This is a genomic window from Rhodococcus sp. WAY2, from assembly GCF_009859915.1.
Taxonomy (GTDB): domain Bacteria; phylum Actinomycetota; class Actinomycetes; order Mycobacteriales; family Mycobacteriaceae; genus Rhodococcus_F; species Rhodococcus_F oxybenzonivorans.
In genome coordinates, this window is record NZ_CP046572.1 from 2729491 (window position 1) to 2744845 (window position 15355).

General features: G+C 66.2%; 13 protein-coding genes and 1 riboswitch. Of the genes, 6 read left to right on the forward strand and 7 right to left on the reverse strand.

What is annotated here, in order from left to right:
• Window positions 1–6: 6 nt before the first annotated feature.
• The 4 genes from qcrB to ctaE all read right to left on the reverse strand — a co-directional run bounded on the left by qcrB (window position 7) and on the right by ctaE (window position 4345).
• The gene (gene qcrB, locus GFS60_RS12680; RefSeq protein ID WP_159927118.1) at window positions 7–1650 is read right to left on the reverse strand and encodes a cytochrome bc1 complex cytochrome b subunit; all 1644 of its coding nucleotides are present in this window, start codon (window positions 1648–1650) and stop codon (window positions 7–9) included.
• Between the two features lie 29 nt (window positions 1651–1679).
• Complete coding sequence (qcrA, locus tag GFS60_RS12685; RefSeq protein WP_159921667.1) at window positions 1680–2822, reverse strand: cytochrome bc1 complex Rieske iron-sulfur subunit; 1143 nt, start codon at window positions 2820–2822, stop codon at window positions 1680–1682.
• Window positions 2819–3670 (reverse strand): cytochrome bc1 complex diheme cytochrome c subunit, encoded by an 852-nt coding sequence (gene qcrC, locus GFS60_RS12690; RefSeq protein WP_201453561.1) that lies wholly within the window; start codon window positions 3668–3670, stop codon window positions 2819–2821. The genes qcrA and qcrC overlap by 4 nt, the downstream gene beginning before the upstream one ends.
• Before the next feature lie 63 nt (window positions 3671–3733).
• Complete coding sequence (gene ctaE / locus GFS60_RS12695; RefSeq protein ID WP_159921669.1) at window positions 3734–4345, reverse strand: aa3-type cytochrome oxidase subunit III; 612 nt, start codon at window positions 4343–4345, stop codon at window positions 3734–3736.
• Window positions 4346–4471: 126 nt separating this feature from the next.
• Between ctaE and GFS60_RS12700 the strand changes: the two genes are divergently transcribed.
• Both GFS60_RS12700 and trpD read left to right on the forward strand, forming a co-directional pair.
• Window positions 4472–4951: a hypothetical protein gene (locus GFS60_RS12700; RefSeq protein ID WP_159921671.1), complete on the forward strand. Its 480-nt coding sequence runs from the start codon at window positions 4472–4474 to the stop codon at window positions 4949–4951.
• Window positions 4952–5009: 58 nt separating this feature from the next.
• Window positions 5010–6113, forward strand: a complete 1104-nt coding sequence (trpD, locus tag GFS60_RS12705) for an anthranilate phosphoribosyltransferase (RefSeq protein WP_159921673.1) — start codon at window positions 5010–5012, stop codon at window positions 6111–6113.
• A gap of 18 nt (window positions 6114–6131) precedes the next feature.
• Here the strand turns inward: trpD and GFS60_RS12710 are convergent, their stop codons facing one another.
• Window positions 6132–6407, reverse strand: coding sequence for an Lrp/AsnC family transcriptional regulator (locus GFS60_RS12710; RefSeq protein WP_109335029.1), 276 nt, complete (start codon window positions 6405–6407; stop codon window positions 6132–6134).
• Window positions 6404–8200, reverse strand: coding sequence for a DEDD exonuclease domain-containing protein (locus GFS60_RS12715; protein WP_442972190.1), 1797 nt, complete (start codon window positions 8198–8200; stop codon window positions 6404–6406). The genes GFS60_RS12710 and GFS60_RS12715 overlap by 4 nt, the downstream gene beginning before the upstream one ends.
• A 463-nt stretch (window positions 8201–8663) precedes the next feature.
• Window positions 8664–8826, forward strand: a riboswitch (cyclic di-AMP (ydaO/yuaA leader).
• Between the two features lie 14 nt (window positions 8827–8840).
• On the opposite strand from GFS60_RS12715, the gene GFS60_RS12720 reads away from it, so the two are divergent.
• The 4 genes from GFS60_RS12720 to GFS60_RS12735 all read left to right on the forward strand — a co-directional run bounded on the left by GFS60_RS12720 (window position 8841) and on the right by GFS60_RS12735 (window position 13396).
• Window positions 8841–9380, forward strand: coding sequence for an NlpC/P60 family protein (locus GFS60_RS12720; RefSeq protein ID WP_109329220.1), 540 nt, complete (start codon window positions 8841–8843; stop codon window positions 9378–9380).
• A gap of 375 nt (window positions 9381–9755) precedes the next feature.
• Window positions 9756–10808, forward strand: a complete 1053-nt coding sequence (locus tag GFS60_RS12725; RefSeq protein ID WP_159927122.1) for a C40 family peptidase — start codon at window positions 9756–9758, stop codon at window positions 10806–10808.
• A 49-nt stretch (window positions 10809–10857) separates the two neighbouring features.
• Entirely contained in the window at window positions 10858–12225 is a 1368-nt protein-coding gene (locus GFS60_RS12730; protein ID WP_159921675.1) for a hypothetical protein, read from the forward strand.
• Between the two features lie 43 nt (window positions 12226–12268).
• A complete protein-coding gene (locus tag GFS60_RS12735) occupies window positions 12269–13396 on the forward strand; it encodes a glycosyltransferase family 4 protein (RefSeq protein WP_159921677.1) in 1128 nt (375 codons plus the stop codon).
• 59 nt (window positions 13397–13455) lie between these two features.
• Here GFS60_RS12735 and GFS60_RS12740 read toward each other — a convergent pair whose 3' ends face one another.
• The gene (locus GFS60_RS12740; RefSeq protein WP_159921679.1) at window positions 13456–15267 is read right to left on the reverse strand and encodes an AMP-dependent synthetase/ligase; all 1812 of its coding nucleotides are present in this window, start codon (window positions 15265–15267) and stop codon (window positions 13456–13458) included.
• Window positions 15268–15355: the final 88 nt, after the last annotated feature.

Sequence of the window (15355 nt, forward strand, 5' to 3'; positions counted from 1 at the left end):
TCAGCCTCAGTGGGCCTCGCCGTTGCCGGAGCTGCCGTTGCCTGAGCTTCCGTTTCCGTGCACCCGATTCTGAAGCTCGGTCAGCATGGTGAGCTGTTCGCGCTCACCATGATGCAGAGCGGCCTCGAGAGCTTCGCTCTCTTCGATCGGGTCTGCGGTGACAAGGCTGCCGGAGCCGGGCTTGCCTGCGGAGCCGAGCTTGTTCATCTTCTTCGGGATGGCCGCACCCTGGTACTCGAGCGGAATCGGGTGGCCATGGCCGTCGACCGGGCCGAGCGGCTGATGGATCTCGATGTACTGACCATTGGGCATCCGCTTGATGATGCCGGTCTCGATGCCGTGCTCGAGAACCTCACGGTCGCTGCGCTGCAGACCCAGGCAGAACCGGTACGCCACGAAGAACGCGAGGGGCGGCAGCAACACCATGCCGATACGGCCGATCCAGGTCATCGCGTTCAACGAAATGCTCAGGTGGTACGCGATGATGTCGTTGATGCAGGAGATCGTCAGAACGGCATAGAACGTCAGTGCCATTGCGCCGATCGCCGTGCGGACCGGAACGTCCCGCGGACGCTGCAGCAGGTTGTGGTGAGCGTCGTCCTTGGTCAGACGCTTCTCGATCCACGGGTAGGCGATGAGGACGGTGAAGACGAGTCCCATGATCAGCGCCACCGCGAACACGGCCGGGATGGTGTACCGGTCGAACAGGTAGATCTCCCACGCGGGCCACAGACGGGCCAGGCCGTCCGTCCACATCATGTAGATGTCGGGCTGCGACCCGGCGGACACCTGTGCCGGGTTGTACGGGCCGATGGTCCACACCGGGTTGATCTGCAGCACGCCGCCCATGACGGCGAGAACACCGAAGGTGATGGCGAAGAACGCGCCCGACTTGACGGCGAAGACGGGGAGGATCCGGACGCCGACGACGTTCTGTTCCGTGCGGCCGGGGCCGGGGAACTGCGTGTGCTTCTGGTACCAGACGAGCGCGAGGTGACCGGCGATCAGCGCGAGGATGATGCCGGGGAACAGCAGGACGTGCGCCACGTAGAGCCGGGGGATGATCAGGTCGCCGGGGAAGTCGCCGCCGAAGATCAGCCAGTGCATCCAGGTGCCGGCGATCGGGATGCTCAAGGTGATACCGGAGAACGCGGCACGTAGGCCCGTACCCGACAGGAGGTCGTCGGGAATGGTGTAACCGAAGAAGCCCTCGAACATGGCCAGGATCAAGAGAAGGCAACCGATGACCCAGTTCGCTTCACGCGGACGCCGGAAGGCGCCGGTGAAGAAGATGCGCATCAGGTGCACCACGATGGACGCCGCGAACATCAATGCCGCCCAGTGGTGGATCTGCCGGACGAACAATCCGCCGCGCACCTCGAAGGAGATGTTCAGCGTGGTCTCGTATGCGCGCGACATGGTGACGCCGCGCAGAGGCTCGTACGCGCCGTTGTAGACCACGTGGGCCATCGACGGGTCGAAGAACAAGGTGAGGTAGACACCCGAGATCAGCAGAATGACGAAGCTGTACAGCGCGATCTCACCGAGCAGGAACGACCAGTGGGTGGGGAAGACCTTGTTGATCTGCCGCCGCATTCCTGCTGCGAGGTGGTAACGGGAGTCCATTGCCTCCGCCTGGCCGGCGGCCATGGCGTTCAGTCTGGACGGTTTGTTGTTGGTCACGGTCGACGCTCCCAAAATGCCGGGCCGAGAGCTTCGATGTAGTCACCGGTGGCGACCAGGAAACCCTCTTCGTTCACTGTAATAGGCAACTGCGGAAGTGCACGAGCAGCGGGACCGAAAATCGGCTTTCCGTAGGTCAGCGCGTCGAACTGCGACTGGTGGCACGGGCAGAGAATTCGGTTGGTCTGCTGTTCGTACAGCGACGTGGGGCAGCCGAGGTGGGTGCAGATCTTCGAGAAGGCGAAGTAGTCGCCGTAGTTGAAGCTCTCCTGGCCCTTGCGCTTGGTGACCCGTTCGGTGTCTTCCGTGCGCAGACGGATGAGCATCGTCGCGTTGCGGATACCGCGCAGGCCCTCGAGCAGGGCGTCGTGGTCGCCGCGGTCGGACTCGCGGAAAGGAAAAACGGTTTCCATGGCACCGGCGTCGAGGTCTTCCGGACGGACGAGGACGACGTCCTCAGGACGACCGGTGTCTCGGCGCAGGTAGATGGTCTCGCCGGCGTAGCGGGGCGTCCAGCCGGACACCCAGAGCGGCGAATCGTCACGCTGTGCCCACGGGTTCTTGACCAGTCCACCGAGCGGCATCAAGGACATGATTCCGAGTGCGCCACCACCGAAGAGGAGACTGCGCTTGATGAGCTTGCGGCGCCCGAGCGTCGAGGTGTCGAAGGAGTCTCCGAGTTCCGCGACGATGGTCCGGCGGTCCGTCTCGGACGATCCGCCGTCGTGGCGGTCCTGGACGGACAGCTCTTCCGGAATGAACTTCTTGGTGAACTGGACGGCGCCGACACCCAGACCGAGGATGGCCAGGCCCATGGTGAGACCGATCAGCGGGGTGTACAGGCTGTACGCGGAGTAGTTCTCTTCACCGGCGCCGGCGTACTCCCACGGCCAGAACAGGTAGATCGCGATGAACGCCACGGCCGAGACGCCGGCGAGGGCGAACCAGAACGCCACGGAGCGTTCGGCGCGCTTCTCGGCCTTGGTTCCTTCGACCGCCCAGCGGTTGCGGCGGAACGCGACATCGACCCCGTCGAGGTTGGTACCGAGTTCGACCAGCTCGTCGCGGCTCAGGTTCTCGAGTTCCGCGTCCGTGTACTTCTTTGGCGTAGCGCCGCCCGGTTGGCCAGCGTCGCTCATGACCTTGCTCCGATCCACAGTGCTGCACCGACGACAGCGATGATTCCGACGACCCACATGGCCAAGCCCTCGGATGCCGGACCGATGCCGCCGAGTCCGTATCCACCGGGCTGCTTCGTCTCGCCCGACGACTTGATGTAGGCGATGATGTCCTTCTTCTCCTCGAGGGTCAGCTGACGGTCCGAGAACTTGGGCATGTTCTGCGGTCCGGTGACCATCGCGGTGTAGATCTGCTGCTCGTTGGCCGGGTCCAGGACGGGCGCATACTTGCCGGAGGACAGTGCTCCGCCGCGACCGGTGAAGTTGTGGCAGGACGCGCAGTTGAGGCGGAAGAGTTCGCTGCCTCGTCCGATGTCGCCGCCGCGCAGCGAGGACTGGGCGATTTCGCCGTTCTCGTCGCGCACGACCGTGGGGCCGCCGCCGTTGGCCTGGATGTAGGCGCCGATGGCGTCCGTCTGCTCGGCGTCGAACTTGAGCGGCTTGCGCTCGACCTGCGCCTCGTTACGCGACGCGGGCATGCGTCCCGACGACACCTGGAAGTAGACGGCGGCCTCACCGACACCGATCAGGCTGGGCCCGCGGTCCTGCACACCCTGAAGGTTTGCACCGTGGCAGGTGATGCACGACGTGTCGTACAACTGCTTGCCTTCACGGATCAGTGCTGCCTGATCGTCGGTCGCGGTGGCCACCTGCGGGGTAGGCGTCAACGCGGACGCGAGGAAACCGGCGCTGACCAGTCCCATCATCAGGACCAGGGCGCCCGTGACGCGACGGCGTAGCTTGCGCTGGCGACGCGTCTTCGCGGCAGACGCCGTGGTATCGGATGCGGGCGGGGGGGATGAACTCATCTGTATCCCTTTGGTATGTCGGGACGGACTGGACGTCAGGGGGCTGCCTGGGCGTTCAGCTGATCAACGGATGAAATAGATCGTGGCAAACAGGGCGATCCACACGATGTCGACGAAGTGCCAGTAGTACGAGACGACGATCGCGGCGGTGGCCTGGGCGGGCGTGAACTTGCTGACCTTGGTGCGGGCGATCAGGAAGACGAACGCGATGAGACCGCCGATGACGTGGAGACCGTGGAATCCCGTGGTCATGTAGAACACCGAGCCGTACACGCTGCTCGAGATGGACGTGCCGTGCTCGACGAGGTGCACGTACTCGTATCCCTGGCCGAGCACGAAGAACGTGCCCATGGCGAGGGTGAGGAGGTACCAGCGGCGCAGACCGAAGACGTCACCGCGCTCGGCCGCGAACACGCCCATCTGGCACGTGAACGACGAGGCGATCAGCACGAGCGTCACCGGCACGGCGAGGAAGAGGTTCAGCTCGGTCGGCTCCGGCGGCCAGTTTCCATTCGCTTGTGCTCTGGCCACGAAGTACATGGCGAAGAGCCCTGCGAAGAACATGAGCTCACTTGACAACCACACGATGGTGCCAACGCTGACCATGTTTGGTCGGTTCAGCGAGTGCACGCGTTGGGTGATTGCTGATCCTGAAGTCCCTACTGCGCTCGTCACAGACAGAAGTATGACGCTTCGTCGTAAGAGACGACTACCCGGGTCCACCCTCGGCGCGCCGACGCGTCCCGCTTGTCCGATTCTGCCTGCTGACACGCTGGTGGCGGGGCATGAAAGGGTGGAGGAATGCGAACTCGTGACAACAGTACGGGGTGGTTGCGGAGACTGTTCGGCGGCGGCAGGTCGGCGCCTCCGCTGGACCCGGACCGGGAAGATCTCGTCGTGGTCGCCTCCTGCTTCGACGACGTGGAGGCGTGCTCGACCACGCTCGAACGCGCGGCCTCGGAGACCCCGGTGTGGCGGGCCGGCGAGGAGGCCGTGCTGCGTCACCATTTGCGGCTGCCGGCGACCACGGTCGGCGAGGCGGAGTCCATTGCCGCGCAGGACGGATACCGGCCACGGCGCACCGGCGTCGCGGTTGCCGACACCCCCGGCGCGGCCGAGGGGACCGTGGAGTTGGTGTTACAACGGGTCCAGGTGCTGGACGCGCTGCACTGTTCCCAGGAACGGTCGAGAATGGCCGGGCTGGCACAGCGTCTCGGTGGGGACGTCGCGGGGTGGGACGCAATGCAACCGGTGCGCGAGATGGATACGCAAGGCAACTAGGCTGCGGAGAGCGGATCACACGAGTACACATCGCTACGAGTTTCGAGGGGACACGACGATGCAGAGCCCGACCGTGCAGGGCCCGGACGCCCAGGGGACGAACGACACGACCCCGCCGGTCCGCACGTGGCCGTCGGTTCTCGGGGCGCTCACCGAAGGACGCGACCTGTCGGTGGAAGACGCGACGTGGGCAATGGACGAAATCATGTCCGACAATGCCACGTCCGCCCAGATCGCCGCGTTCGGTGTCGGCCTCAAGATGAAGGGTGTCGTTCCGGAAGAACTGCGCGGACTGGCCGACTCGATGCTGGGCCATGCGCGCAAGGTGCCGGTCGATGCCGATGTCGTGGACATCGTGGGTACCGGTGGCGACCGGTCCAACACCGTCAACATCTCCACGATGGCGTCGATCGTGGTGGCCGCCAGCGGCATTCGGGTGGTGAAGCATGGAAACCGGGCCGCCTCCTCGAAAAGTGGCGGCGCCGACGTACTCGAAGCACTCGGTGTTCGGATCAACTTGGGGCCCGACGAGGTGGCACGCTCCTTGCGCGAGGCCGGTATCGGTTTCTGCTTCGCGCCGGTCTTCCATCCCGCCCTCCGGTTCGCGGCGGCGCCGCGTAAGGAAATCGGCATCCCGACGGTGTTCAATGTGCTGGGGCCTCTCACCAATCCGGCGCGGCCGCGCGCGGGACTCATCGGCTGCGCGTTCCGCGATCTGCTCCCGGTGGTCGCCGGGGTGCTGGCGCAGCGCGGTAACTCCGCACTCGTTGTGCGGGGGGATGACGGCCTCGACGAGCTGACTACGTCGAGCACGTCGACCGTGCATCTCGTGTCCGAGGGATCGGTGACGGTGCGTCAGCTCGATCCTCGCGATCTCGGTATCGCCCGGGTGTCGCTGGACGAGCTGCGGGGCGGGGACGCCGAAGCGAACGCGCTGGTGGCACGGCGCCTCCTCGACGGCGAGGCCGGGCCGGTGCGTGACGCGGTTCTGCTCAACGCTGCCGGCGCCATCGCGGCCTTCCGTGGTCTCGGCGACCGCCCGCTCGAAGAACTCTTGGCCGAGGGTATTACGACTGCAGCTCAGGCAATCGACAGTGGGGCGGCGGCGGCACTTCTGGCGAAGTGGGCCGCAGTCACCTCGGCGATGACGGCGACCAAGTAGCGCGCCCGCCCGGCGCGGTCATTCGCCGATGGAGAATCCGGCCTCGACATCGGCGCTCGAATAGGACTGGAACGCGATGTGCGTTGCCGTCCTGGACACTCCGTCGACCTTGTTGATCCCCTCGGTGACCACTTCGGCGATCTTCGCGTGGTCCCGGACCCGCACGATTGCGATCAAGTCGATGTCGCCGGCGCAGGAGTAGACCTTGTCGACGCCGTCGATATCGGCGACGGCTTGCGCTGTTTCCGGGATGCGGCGGGCTTCGGCGTGGATCAGGACGATGGCGTTGATCATGAGTGCCACCCTATGTGGTGGTGAACAGCGTCGGGCACAGGCGCTCGGGACTCCGGTTCGGGTGTCGGTTCACTGCCGGCGCGGGCCCGCTCGCACCACTCCGCCCACGATCCGGCCCCTCGCGCGGGTTCGCAGTATCCCGCGGAGGCACTGACTATGCGGGTGCCCTCGCTAGCGAGCCAACGGGCCAGCAGGCCGGCTTCCTCGGGCGAGGCCCCGCGGAGCGGCGCATCATCCGGAACGACGGTCTCGGCAGCGAGCACCAGAGCCTCAACCACCGGCATCGGGTGTATTCCGCGCCGCGCACGCCCGGAGGATGCGAGCCGGCCGTGCCGGATCACCGCGAACTCCCAGCCTCCGGTGGCGGCCGGGCGGGCCGCCACGATCTCCTCGAGCGCGGTGAGGGCAGCCAGCCGTTGCATCCTGCGCAATGCGAGGGCCACGTCGGCAGTGCGGTCGCGCAGCCGGGCGGCGTTCTCGAACAACTCGCTCGCCGCGAGCCCGTCCAGCCGTGTGCGCATCCGCCGCAGTGGCGTGTCGTCGACGCCTCGCAGCAGGTGACGGAAGAGTCGGGGGCCGGGGCTGTAGTCGTCCTCGGTTTTCAGACCCTGCACGGCCGCCGGGCACCGGGCGAGTTCGCGCGGCGGACATTGCGGTCCATGCTCCCGTCCTTTCGGTATCCGGGTGGTACAGGTTCGCAAGACGCAGTACTCGGCGAGCGTCTCCGCGACCTCGACCGCGGTGGAGCGGGACCGGAACGGGCCGAGTGAATCCGGAGTGGGAGTGCGTACGACGGACAGTCGGGGAAAGGCCTCGACTGTGAGTGTGATCCACCATCCGCGCTTCGGATACTTCGACCGCCGGTTGTACGGCGGCGTGTGTGCGGCGAGTAGGCGCAGTTCGCGGACACCGGCCTCGAGCGCGTGCGAGCACTCCACATGATCGATCCGGGTGGTGAGCGCCACCATCTCCTTCATCCGTCCGCGCGTCTCGGACCCGGTGAAGTAATTGCGTACCCGGCGCCGCAGGTCTGTCGCCGTTCCGACGTAGAGCACCTCGTCCGAGGGGCCACGGAACAGGTACACCCCCGGGGCATGCGGTAGGTGACTGGCGAGGGTGCGCTTGGCTCGCTGGTGGGAGGAGACATCGGGAAGGTAATCGACGAGTTCGGTGAGGCTGTGCACTCCCTGGTTGCCGACCCGATCGATCAGAGCGTGCAGGACGTCGACGGTGGCGCGGGCGTCATCGAGTGCGCGGTGAGTGGGCTGTGTGCTGACGTCGAAGAGCCGGGCAAGGGAGGACAGCTTCACCGACGGCGCTTCGTCGCGGGTGAGGACGCGGCGCGCCAGCTTGACCGTGCACAGCACCGTGAACTTGGGCCAGGGGGTGTCGGTGGCCGCCGCGGCGGCCTTGAGGAAACCGGTGTCGAAGGGAGCGTTGTGCGCAACCAGCACCGAGCCTCGTGCGAATTCCAGAAAGGCAGGCAGTACCCGCTCGATACGCGGGGCGTCCACGACCATCGCCGTGGTGATTCCGGTGATCTCCACGATGTGCGGCGGGATGGAGCGACCCGGATCCACGAGGGTGGCCATCTCGCCGAGTACTTCGCCTCCGCGCACCTTCACGGCGCCGATCTCGGTAATCGCGTCCTCCCCGGGCCGTCCACCGGTCGTTTCGAGATCGACGATCACGAAGGTGGTATCTCGCAGCGGGGTGTCGAGCTCGTCGAACCTCAGTTGCTCGAACTTCGGTTGCACGAATTTCGGTAACTCGGGTACGCCGGAAACTCTCACAGCCCGGAGCGTATGGGCGGGTACCGACAAGCCTCTCCAACGAACACTTCGGGGGTGGGGAGACGAGGATCACACTGCCTCTTCCCGGCTCGTCCCAGAGTGCGGTAGCGGGCAGCGATTGTCGCGCAGTGGGTGTGCCTCGGGCGGACGATGACAGGTGTTCGGCCTCGGCGACGCGTCGCGGGTCTCGTATCGAGGAAGGGTATGTGAACTGCACGGATGCGGGGTCGGCGAAGGCTCCTCGCGAAAGGGTCGGGCGAAATCGCCACAGCCGCTATCGAAAAGAGATCGGAAACCAACCGGCTGTTATCTCGCTGTTATCGGGACCCGGTACAGGCGCCCGCGGCGGGTATCCCTGCGCCCGATGGGCAATCTTCGCGTGTCCCGGTCGACATCCGGGTACTCCATTTCGTAACCTTCCTGAGACCTAGCGGAGTCTTGCCGCCCCACACCGGGACAGCATCGCTAGTCACCGCCTAATCGGCTTCTCGTGAGAGGGCCGTACCGGGAACCCAAGTTTCTACTGGGGTGAATCCTGCCGGGACGTTCGTCGGACCGGTGGGTAGGGCTGATCTTCCCAGCCCGAACCCGTCAGCTAACTCGGTCGGCGGACGAATGGAAGAAACGGAGTACCCCTTTCGTGGCGTCACAAGTTTCCAAGCGGAATGTGCGGCGGGCAATCGTCGCCAGCGCTCTTGCAGTAGGTGCGCTCACCGCTACCGCAGCCCCGGCCGCTGCGGACCCCATCACCATCCCCGGAATCGGAACCTTCGAGATCCCGGGCGTCGTCATCCCGCAGGTCCCCGGAGCGCCCGCGCTACCCGCGCCGCCCGCGTCCTCCACCGGCGACAAAGCTGTTCAGGCAGCTCAGAGCAAAATCGGTGCCCCGTACGTCTACGGCGCCGCCGGTCCCAATTCGTTCGACTGCTCCGGTCTCGTGCAGTGGGCGTTCAAGCAGGCCGGACTCAACCTGCCGCGCACCAGCTACGACCAGGCCGCGGCCGGGACTCCCGTCGCGCAGTCCGATCTTCGTCCCGGCGACGTCGTGTCCTTCTACGGTGGGTCGCACTCCGGTATCTACGCTGGCAACGGCAACGTGATCCACGCCTCGACCGAGAGCCAGCCGGTCAAGTTGGCGCCCATCGCGTCGATGCCTTTCGACGGCGCACGCCGCTACTGATCCAGCCGCGTGGCACACGCATCTCCGGGACTCGTCCGGGGATGTACGGGGTAGCTTCGCAGGATCGCGCACGACCACCGAGGGTGGGTTCGAATCGCCATTCGAACCCACCCTTTGTGACATCTCGGCGCCCTGTCACCGTCGGAAATGCGCCCCGTTGTCGTCTGTGCCACGAGGCTGCGTCGGAGGTGGACACGAACGTATGCCATTCCGTAACCTATCCGAGACCTTGCGAACTCATGTCACCCGAACCGGACGACAACGCGGGTCGCCACCTCTTCAGCATTCCGTGGCCGTGCGCGACCGCGGACCCTCGTGTCGCGCATCGCATCGCGTCTCGGGTGGTGGAGATCGATGAACGGAGAACCGCATTCCGTGGGCTCGAACAAGATGAAGCGCTCGCTGCGCAGCATGCTGACCGTGGGCGTCCTGTCCTTGACACTCACCTCTCTGCCCACCGTGTCGGCGGGCGCGGACCCGGTGGTCACCAACCCAACGGAGGCACTGGCCAAACTCGGTGATCTCTCCCGGCAGTCCGAGCAGACGTCCGAGGCACTCCACAACGCGCAGATCGACCTCGACGCCAAGTTGGCGGCACAACGTGACGCCGAGGCGAAGCTCGCCGGTGATCAGGGGGCTCTCGACGCCGCCAAAGCGCGCATTGCGGTGTTCGAGCCGGTGGTGAACAAATTGGCCACAGCCAATTACCAGGGAGCCCGCACCAATCGGCTCTTCGCGGTGATGGTCAGTGATTCGCCGCAGCAACTTCTGGACCAGATGTCGGCTCTCGACGTCATCTCCAACGAGACCCGCAACCAGGTCGCGCAGTTCCAGGCAGCGACGTCGGATGCGGCGAAGGCCGCGGAAGCATCGAAGCAGTCCGCGGACACCGCCCGGTCCGCAACCGAAGAAGCCAAGGCGCTCAGCGACGATTTGCAGCGCAAGCAGAGTGACCTGCAGGCGCAGATCGGTGAGGTGATGAAGGCGTTCGGTGACCTCACGGGTGCCGAGCGCGACCAGTTGGCCGGTACCCCGTTCCCCCCGGGATTCGATCCGAACACGATCCTCGCCCACCTCACACCGGGCTCCGGGTCGAGCGCACTCCAGGCCGGGATGACCCGCATCGGCGACCCGTATGTCTGGGGCGCCACCGGTCCGAACGAGTTCGACTGTTCTGGTCTCGTGGTGTGGGCTTACAAGCAGGTCGGGAAGACGTTGCCGCGGTCGAGTCAGGCGCAGGCAGGCGGGGGCACCCCGGTGTCGCGCGATCAGCTCCAGCCCGGCGACGTGGTCCTCTTCTACGACGACGCCTCTCACGTCGGCCTGTATGCGGGCAACGGCAACATCCTGCACGCGTCCACATTCGGTGTCCCGGTAAAAATCGAGTCGATGGCCAGGTTCCCGTTCTACGGAGCACGCCGCTACTGACGGTGACCGTCCCGCCACCGTTCGAGGTCATGCTCATACACTCACCGGCGTGCCTGAATCAGAGCCGGCGACCGCCGGGGAGCCGACATCACGCCGCCGGACGCGTCCCTGGGAACTCGCCGCCCTGGTGGGACTCGTTCTCGCCGTCCTCGTCGTACTGGCTTTGACTGCATTCTCGCGAACCGGCGAACGCACGGACGGCGCCGTCGGCAACGCCGACACCGCGGAGCAGAGCCGTCGCATCGCGGTGCAGGCCCTCCTGGATCGATGGGCGGAGGCAGTTCGCTCGAACGATCCGGCAGCCTTGTCACAGCTGATGGATGCGTCGGCATCACCCGGATTTCTCGCTGCAGAGACGCGGCGAGCCGCGAATCTCGCGGCTGTCGAATTCTCGGACTGGGGATACGAGCTCGCCGACGGTACCGCGACCGAGGTGCCGGAGAGTCTGGTCGACGCGCTCGGCGCCGACGAAGTGTGGTCACCCGCGGTTCGACTCCGCTATGCGATCGCGGACGTCGACGTGCTTTCCACCCGTAAACCTGTGTCACTGGTCGTCGCCCGGCGCGGTGATCGTTGGACCCTGGTGAGCGACAACGCCACAGTGGACGGGGATCATCGGACTTGGCGTGGGCCGTGGGATTTCGGCCCCGTGGTGTCGCGCCGCGTGGACACAGGCGACGGACTGACGTCGGTGGTGCTGGGGCACCCCGACAACGCCGCAATGGTGGACCGGCTGGCCGAAGAACTCCCGTCTGCGGTGGTCAACGTCACGCAATTGTGGGGGCCGGACTGGGCGGGCAGGACGCTCGTGTGGGTGGCGGCGTCGCAAGACGAGTTCACGGCGCTGGTCGGCCCGGATCACGACGGACGTGACATTGCCGCCGTCGCGATCTCGGATGCCGTCGACCCGGAGGCAGCAGCGGTGAGCGGCCAGCGAATCGTGTTCAGCCCGGCGTCGGCGGAGCGCCTCACCGAGGTGACGCGCCGGGCGATCCTGCGGCACGAACTGACCCATGTGGCGGCGCGGGCCGACACGGTCGATCACTCGCCGATGTGGGTGCTCGAAGGGTACGCGGAGTACGCGGCATACCGCGGTTCCGACGAGGAGAAACGCCGGATCGCACCCGCGCTCACGGCGCTGGTGGACGAGGAAGGCGCACCGCAGGAGTTCCCCCGTGACGAGGACTTCTCTGCGGCAGGTGAGCGCGGGTCCATCGCCTACGAGACGGCGTGGTCCCTCAACGCGTTCGTGGCAGAGGAATTCGGTGAATCGAACGTGACGCAGCTGTATCGTGCGTTGGCTGTCGGGGAGAGTGACCCCGTGCAGGTCGACGACACACTGGCCGAGGTCCTCGACGTCGATGCCGATCAATTCCGGGACGAGTGGGCCGACTGGGTGGGCGCCCGACTGGGGTGACCCTGCGTCGCCCAGCGCCTGGTCAACCGCCTACGGTGGTCACATGCGTCGAACCCTGTTGGTGACGAACGATTTTCCGCCCCGCCCGGGTGGTATCCAGTCGTACCTGCACACCTTCGCCAAGCACTTTCCGGCGGACGACTTGGTGGTGTATGCCCCGCGGTGGCGGGGCGACTCGCATGTCACCTTCGATGCACGACAGCCCTTTCCGGTGGTACGCCATCCCACCACGCTGATGGTGCCGACACCGTTCGTGGCCCGGCGCGCCGCGCGGCTGATCGAGGAGTACGGGTGCGCGAATGTGTGGTTCGGGGCCGCCGCGCCACTCGCCTTGCTCGCTCCGACGCTTCGCCGTGCTGGCGCGCAGCGCGTCATCGCCAGCACGCACGGGCACGAAGTGGGCTGGTCGATGCTGCCCGCCGCGCGGCAGGCGTTGCGGCAGATCGGTGAGCAGACGGACGTCGTCACCTACGTGAGCCGCTACACCCGTGGCCGCTTCGCGTCCGCATTCGGTGCGGGCGCCGCGCTCGAGCACGTGCCGCCGGGGGTCGACACGGAACGGTTTGCGCCCGACAGCGGCGCTCGCACGGAATTGCGGGCCCGGTACGGGCTGGGGGAGCGGCCGACTGTCCTGTGCCTGTCGCGTCTGGTGCCGCGCAAGGGGCAGGACGTTCTCATCCGGGCCCTTCCGGCCATCCGTGAGCACATCGACGGTGCGGTACTCGTAATCGTCGGCGGCGGGCCCTACGAGGACCGCCTCCGGTCCATAGCCCGGGCGGTGGGTATGGAGGACCACGTGGTGTTCACCGGAACGGTCCCGTCGGCCGAACTGGCGGCACACCATACGATCGCCGACGTGTTCGCCATGCCGTGCCGCACACGGGGCGCGGGACTGGACGTGGAAGGCCTGGGGATCGTGTTTCTCGAAGCATCCGCCAGTGGAGTCCCCGTGGTCGCGGGACAGTCGGGTGGTGCACCGGAAACGGTGCGCCAGAACGAGACCGGGCTCGTCGTCGACGGCACGTCGGTGAACGAGGTGGCCCGTTCGGTGATTGCGGTTCTCGCCGACCGCGATCGCGCGGCCGCCATGGGTGCGGCCGGACGCGAATGGGTCAAGGCGGAGTGGCGATGGGACGTACTCGCCGCCCAGCTGCGGGCACTGCTTGCGTGACCGCTCGTGAGTACTTCTCAACCGCGGGCGGTTGAGAAGTACTCACGAGCCGGAGGGGACTACTTGGCGTAAATGGCGGCGATCTCCTCGGAGAAGCTCTCGTGCACGACGTTCCGCTTGAGCTTCATCGTGGGCGTGAGTTCCCCTGTCTCCTCGGTGAAGTCGACGGGCAGGACACGGAACTTCTTGATCGCCTCCGCGTGCGAGACGAGTTTGTTGGCTTCGGCGACCGCCTCGTCGATCTCGGCCGTGAGATCGGCGTCGGCGAGCAGATCGCCGACCTTGGTCTCGGCGGGCTTGCCGTTGCGCTCGTTCCACGCGGGGAGGGCGTCGGCGTCGATCGTGATCAGAGCGCCGATGAACGGCTTCTGGTCGCCGACGACGATGGCCTGGCTGATGAGCGGGTGCGCGCGAAGGTGATCCTCGAGCTGCGCGGGGGACACGTTCTTTCCACCGGCCGTGACGATGATCTCTTTCTTGCGGCCGGTGATCGTGATAAAACCGTCCGAATCGACCGACCCGAGGTCGCCGGTGTGGAACCAGCCGTTGTCGAGTGCCTCGGACGTGGCGGCCTCGTTGCGCCAGTATCCGTGGAACACCACCGGTCCCGACAGCAGGATCTCGCCGTCGTCCGCGATGCGGACCGAGTTTCCTGCGAGGGGTTTGCCGACCGAACCGACCTTCTGTTCGCCGATCGTGTTGACTGCGAATGCCGCTGAGGTCTCGGTGAGACCGTAGCCCTCGTAGATCGTGATGCCGATGCCGCGGAAGAAGTGACCGAGCCGGGCGCCGAGGGGTGCGCCGCCCGAGATCGCCAGCTGACACTTTCCGCCCAGCGCCGCGCGTAGTTTCGAGAACACCAGCTTGTCGAACAGTGCATGCTTGGCCTTGAGGACCAGTCCCGGCCCGCCCTTGTCCTGAGCTTCGCTCAAGGCGATGGCCGTCTCGGCGGCCGCGTCGAAAATCTTGCCCTTGCCCTCGCCGTGGGCCTTGGCGCGGGCACTGTTGTACACCTTCTCGAAGACACGGGGCACCGACAGGATGAAGTCGGGGCGGAACTCGCCGAAAGTGGGGACCAGGTTCGGGATGTCGCTCGTGTGTCCGAGCGCAGCACCGGCGTCGAACGATGCGATGCTCACGGCCCGCGCGAGTACGTGCGCCATCGGGAGGAACATCAGCGTGCTCACACCGGGGGACTTCAGCAGGGTGCCGAGGCTCGAGTCGAGGATGCCCTTCGACTCGGCGATCAGATTCGAGTGCGTCAGCTGGCAGCCTTTGGGGCGACCGGTGGTACCGGAGGTGTATATGAGAGTCGCGGGGTCGCTCGACTTCAGAGCCGCGACCCGGGCCTCGATCTCCGCGTCCGGGACGTCGATGCCGAGCGTGGTCAGTTCGTCGACGACGCCGCGCTCACCGCCGGCCGCCTCGATCTGGTAGACCCCACGCAGCGCCGATGCCTCGGCGGCGACCTCCTTCACGGTTGCCGCATGCGTGGCGTTCTCGACGATCAACTGGGTGGCTTCGGAATCGCCGAGGATCCAGCGGACCTGCTCCGCCGAGGATGTTTCGTAGATCGGGACGGTAACGCCGCCGGCGGACCAGATGGCGAAGTCGAGGAGCGGCCACTCGTACCGGGTGGCGGACATCAACGCGACCCGATCACCCTGCTGGACGCCCAGGGCGACAAGGCCCTTCGCGACCGCGGTGACCTGTGCCGCGAAATCTGCGGCCGTGACATCGGTCCAGCTTCCCGCGACCTTCCGCTTGTACACGACCAGCGCCGGACGGGCCGCTGCGTGGGCGAACACCGAGTCGACCGCGGACGCGTCCTCCGCGATCGTGAACGACTGTGGCGCGCTGAACTCGGGCACGAAAAACCTCCGACGCTGAAAGATACTGACGAGTAGGATTGTCTGGCCCAACTTTAGACCTTCGCCTGCACCTCGCTGTCCCAGCCCG

Bases quoted from the DNA above. Each gene is read 5' to 3' on its own strand.
- qcrB (WP_159927118.1), bottom strand. From the start codon at position 1,650: ATGGCCGCCGGCCAGGCGGAGGCAATGGACTCCCGTTACCACCTCGCA.
- qcrA (WP_159921667.1), bottom strand. From the start codon at position 2,822: ATGAGCGACGCTGGCCAACCGGGCGGCGCTACGCCAAAGAAGTACACG.
- qcrC (WP_201453561.1), bottom strand. From the start codon at position 3,670: ATGAGTTCATCCCCCCCGCCCGCATCCGATACCACGGCGTCTGCCGCG.
- GFS60_RS12700 (WP_159921671.1), top strand. From the start codon at position 4,472: ATGCGAACTCGTGACAACAGTACGGGGTGGTTGCGGAGACTGTTCGGC.
- trpD (WP_159921673.1), top strand. From the start codon at position 5,010: ATGCAGAGCCCGACCGTGCAGGGCCCGGACGCCCAGGGGACGAACGAC.
- GFS60_RS12710 (WP_109335029.1), bottom strand. From the start codon at position 6,407: ATGATCAACGCCATCGTCCTGATCCACGCCGAAGCCCGCCGCATCCCG.
- GFS60_RS12735 (WP_159921677.1), top strand. From the start codon at position 12,269: ATGCGTCGAACCCTGTTGGTGACGAACGATTTTCCGCCCCGCCCGGGT.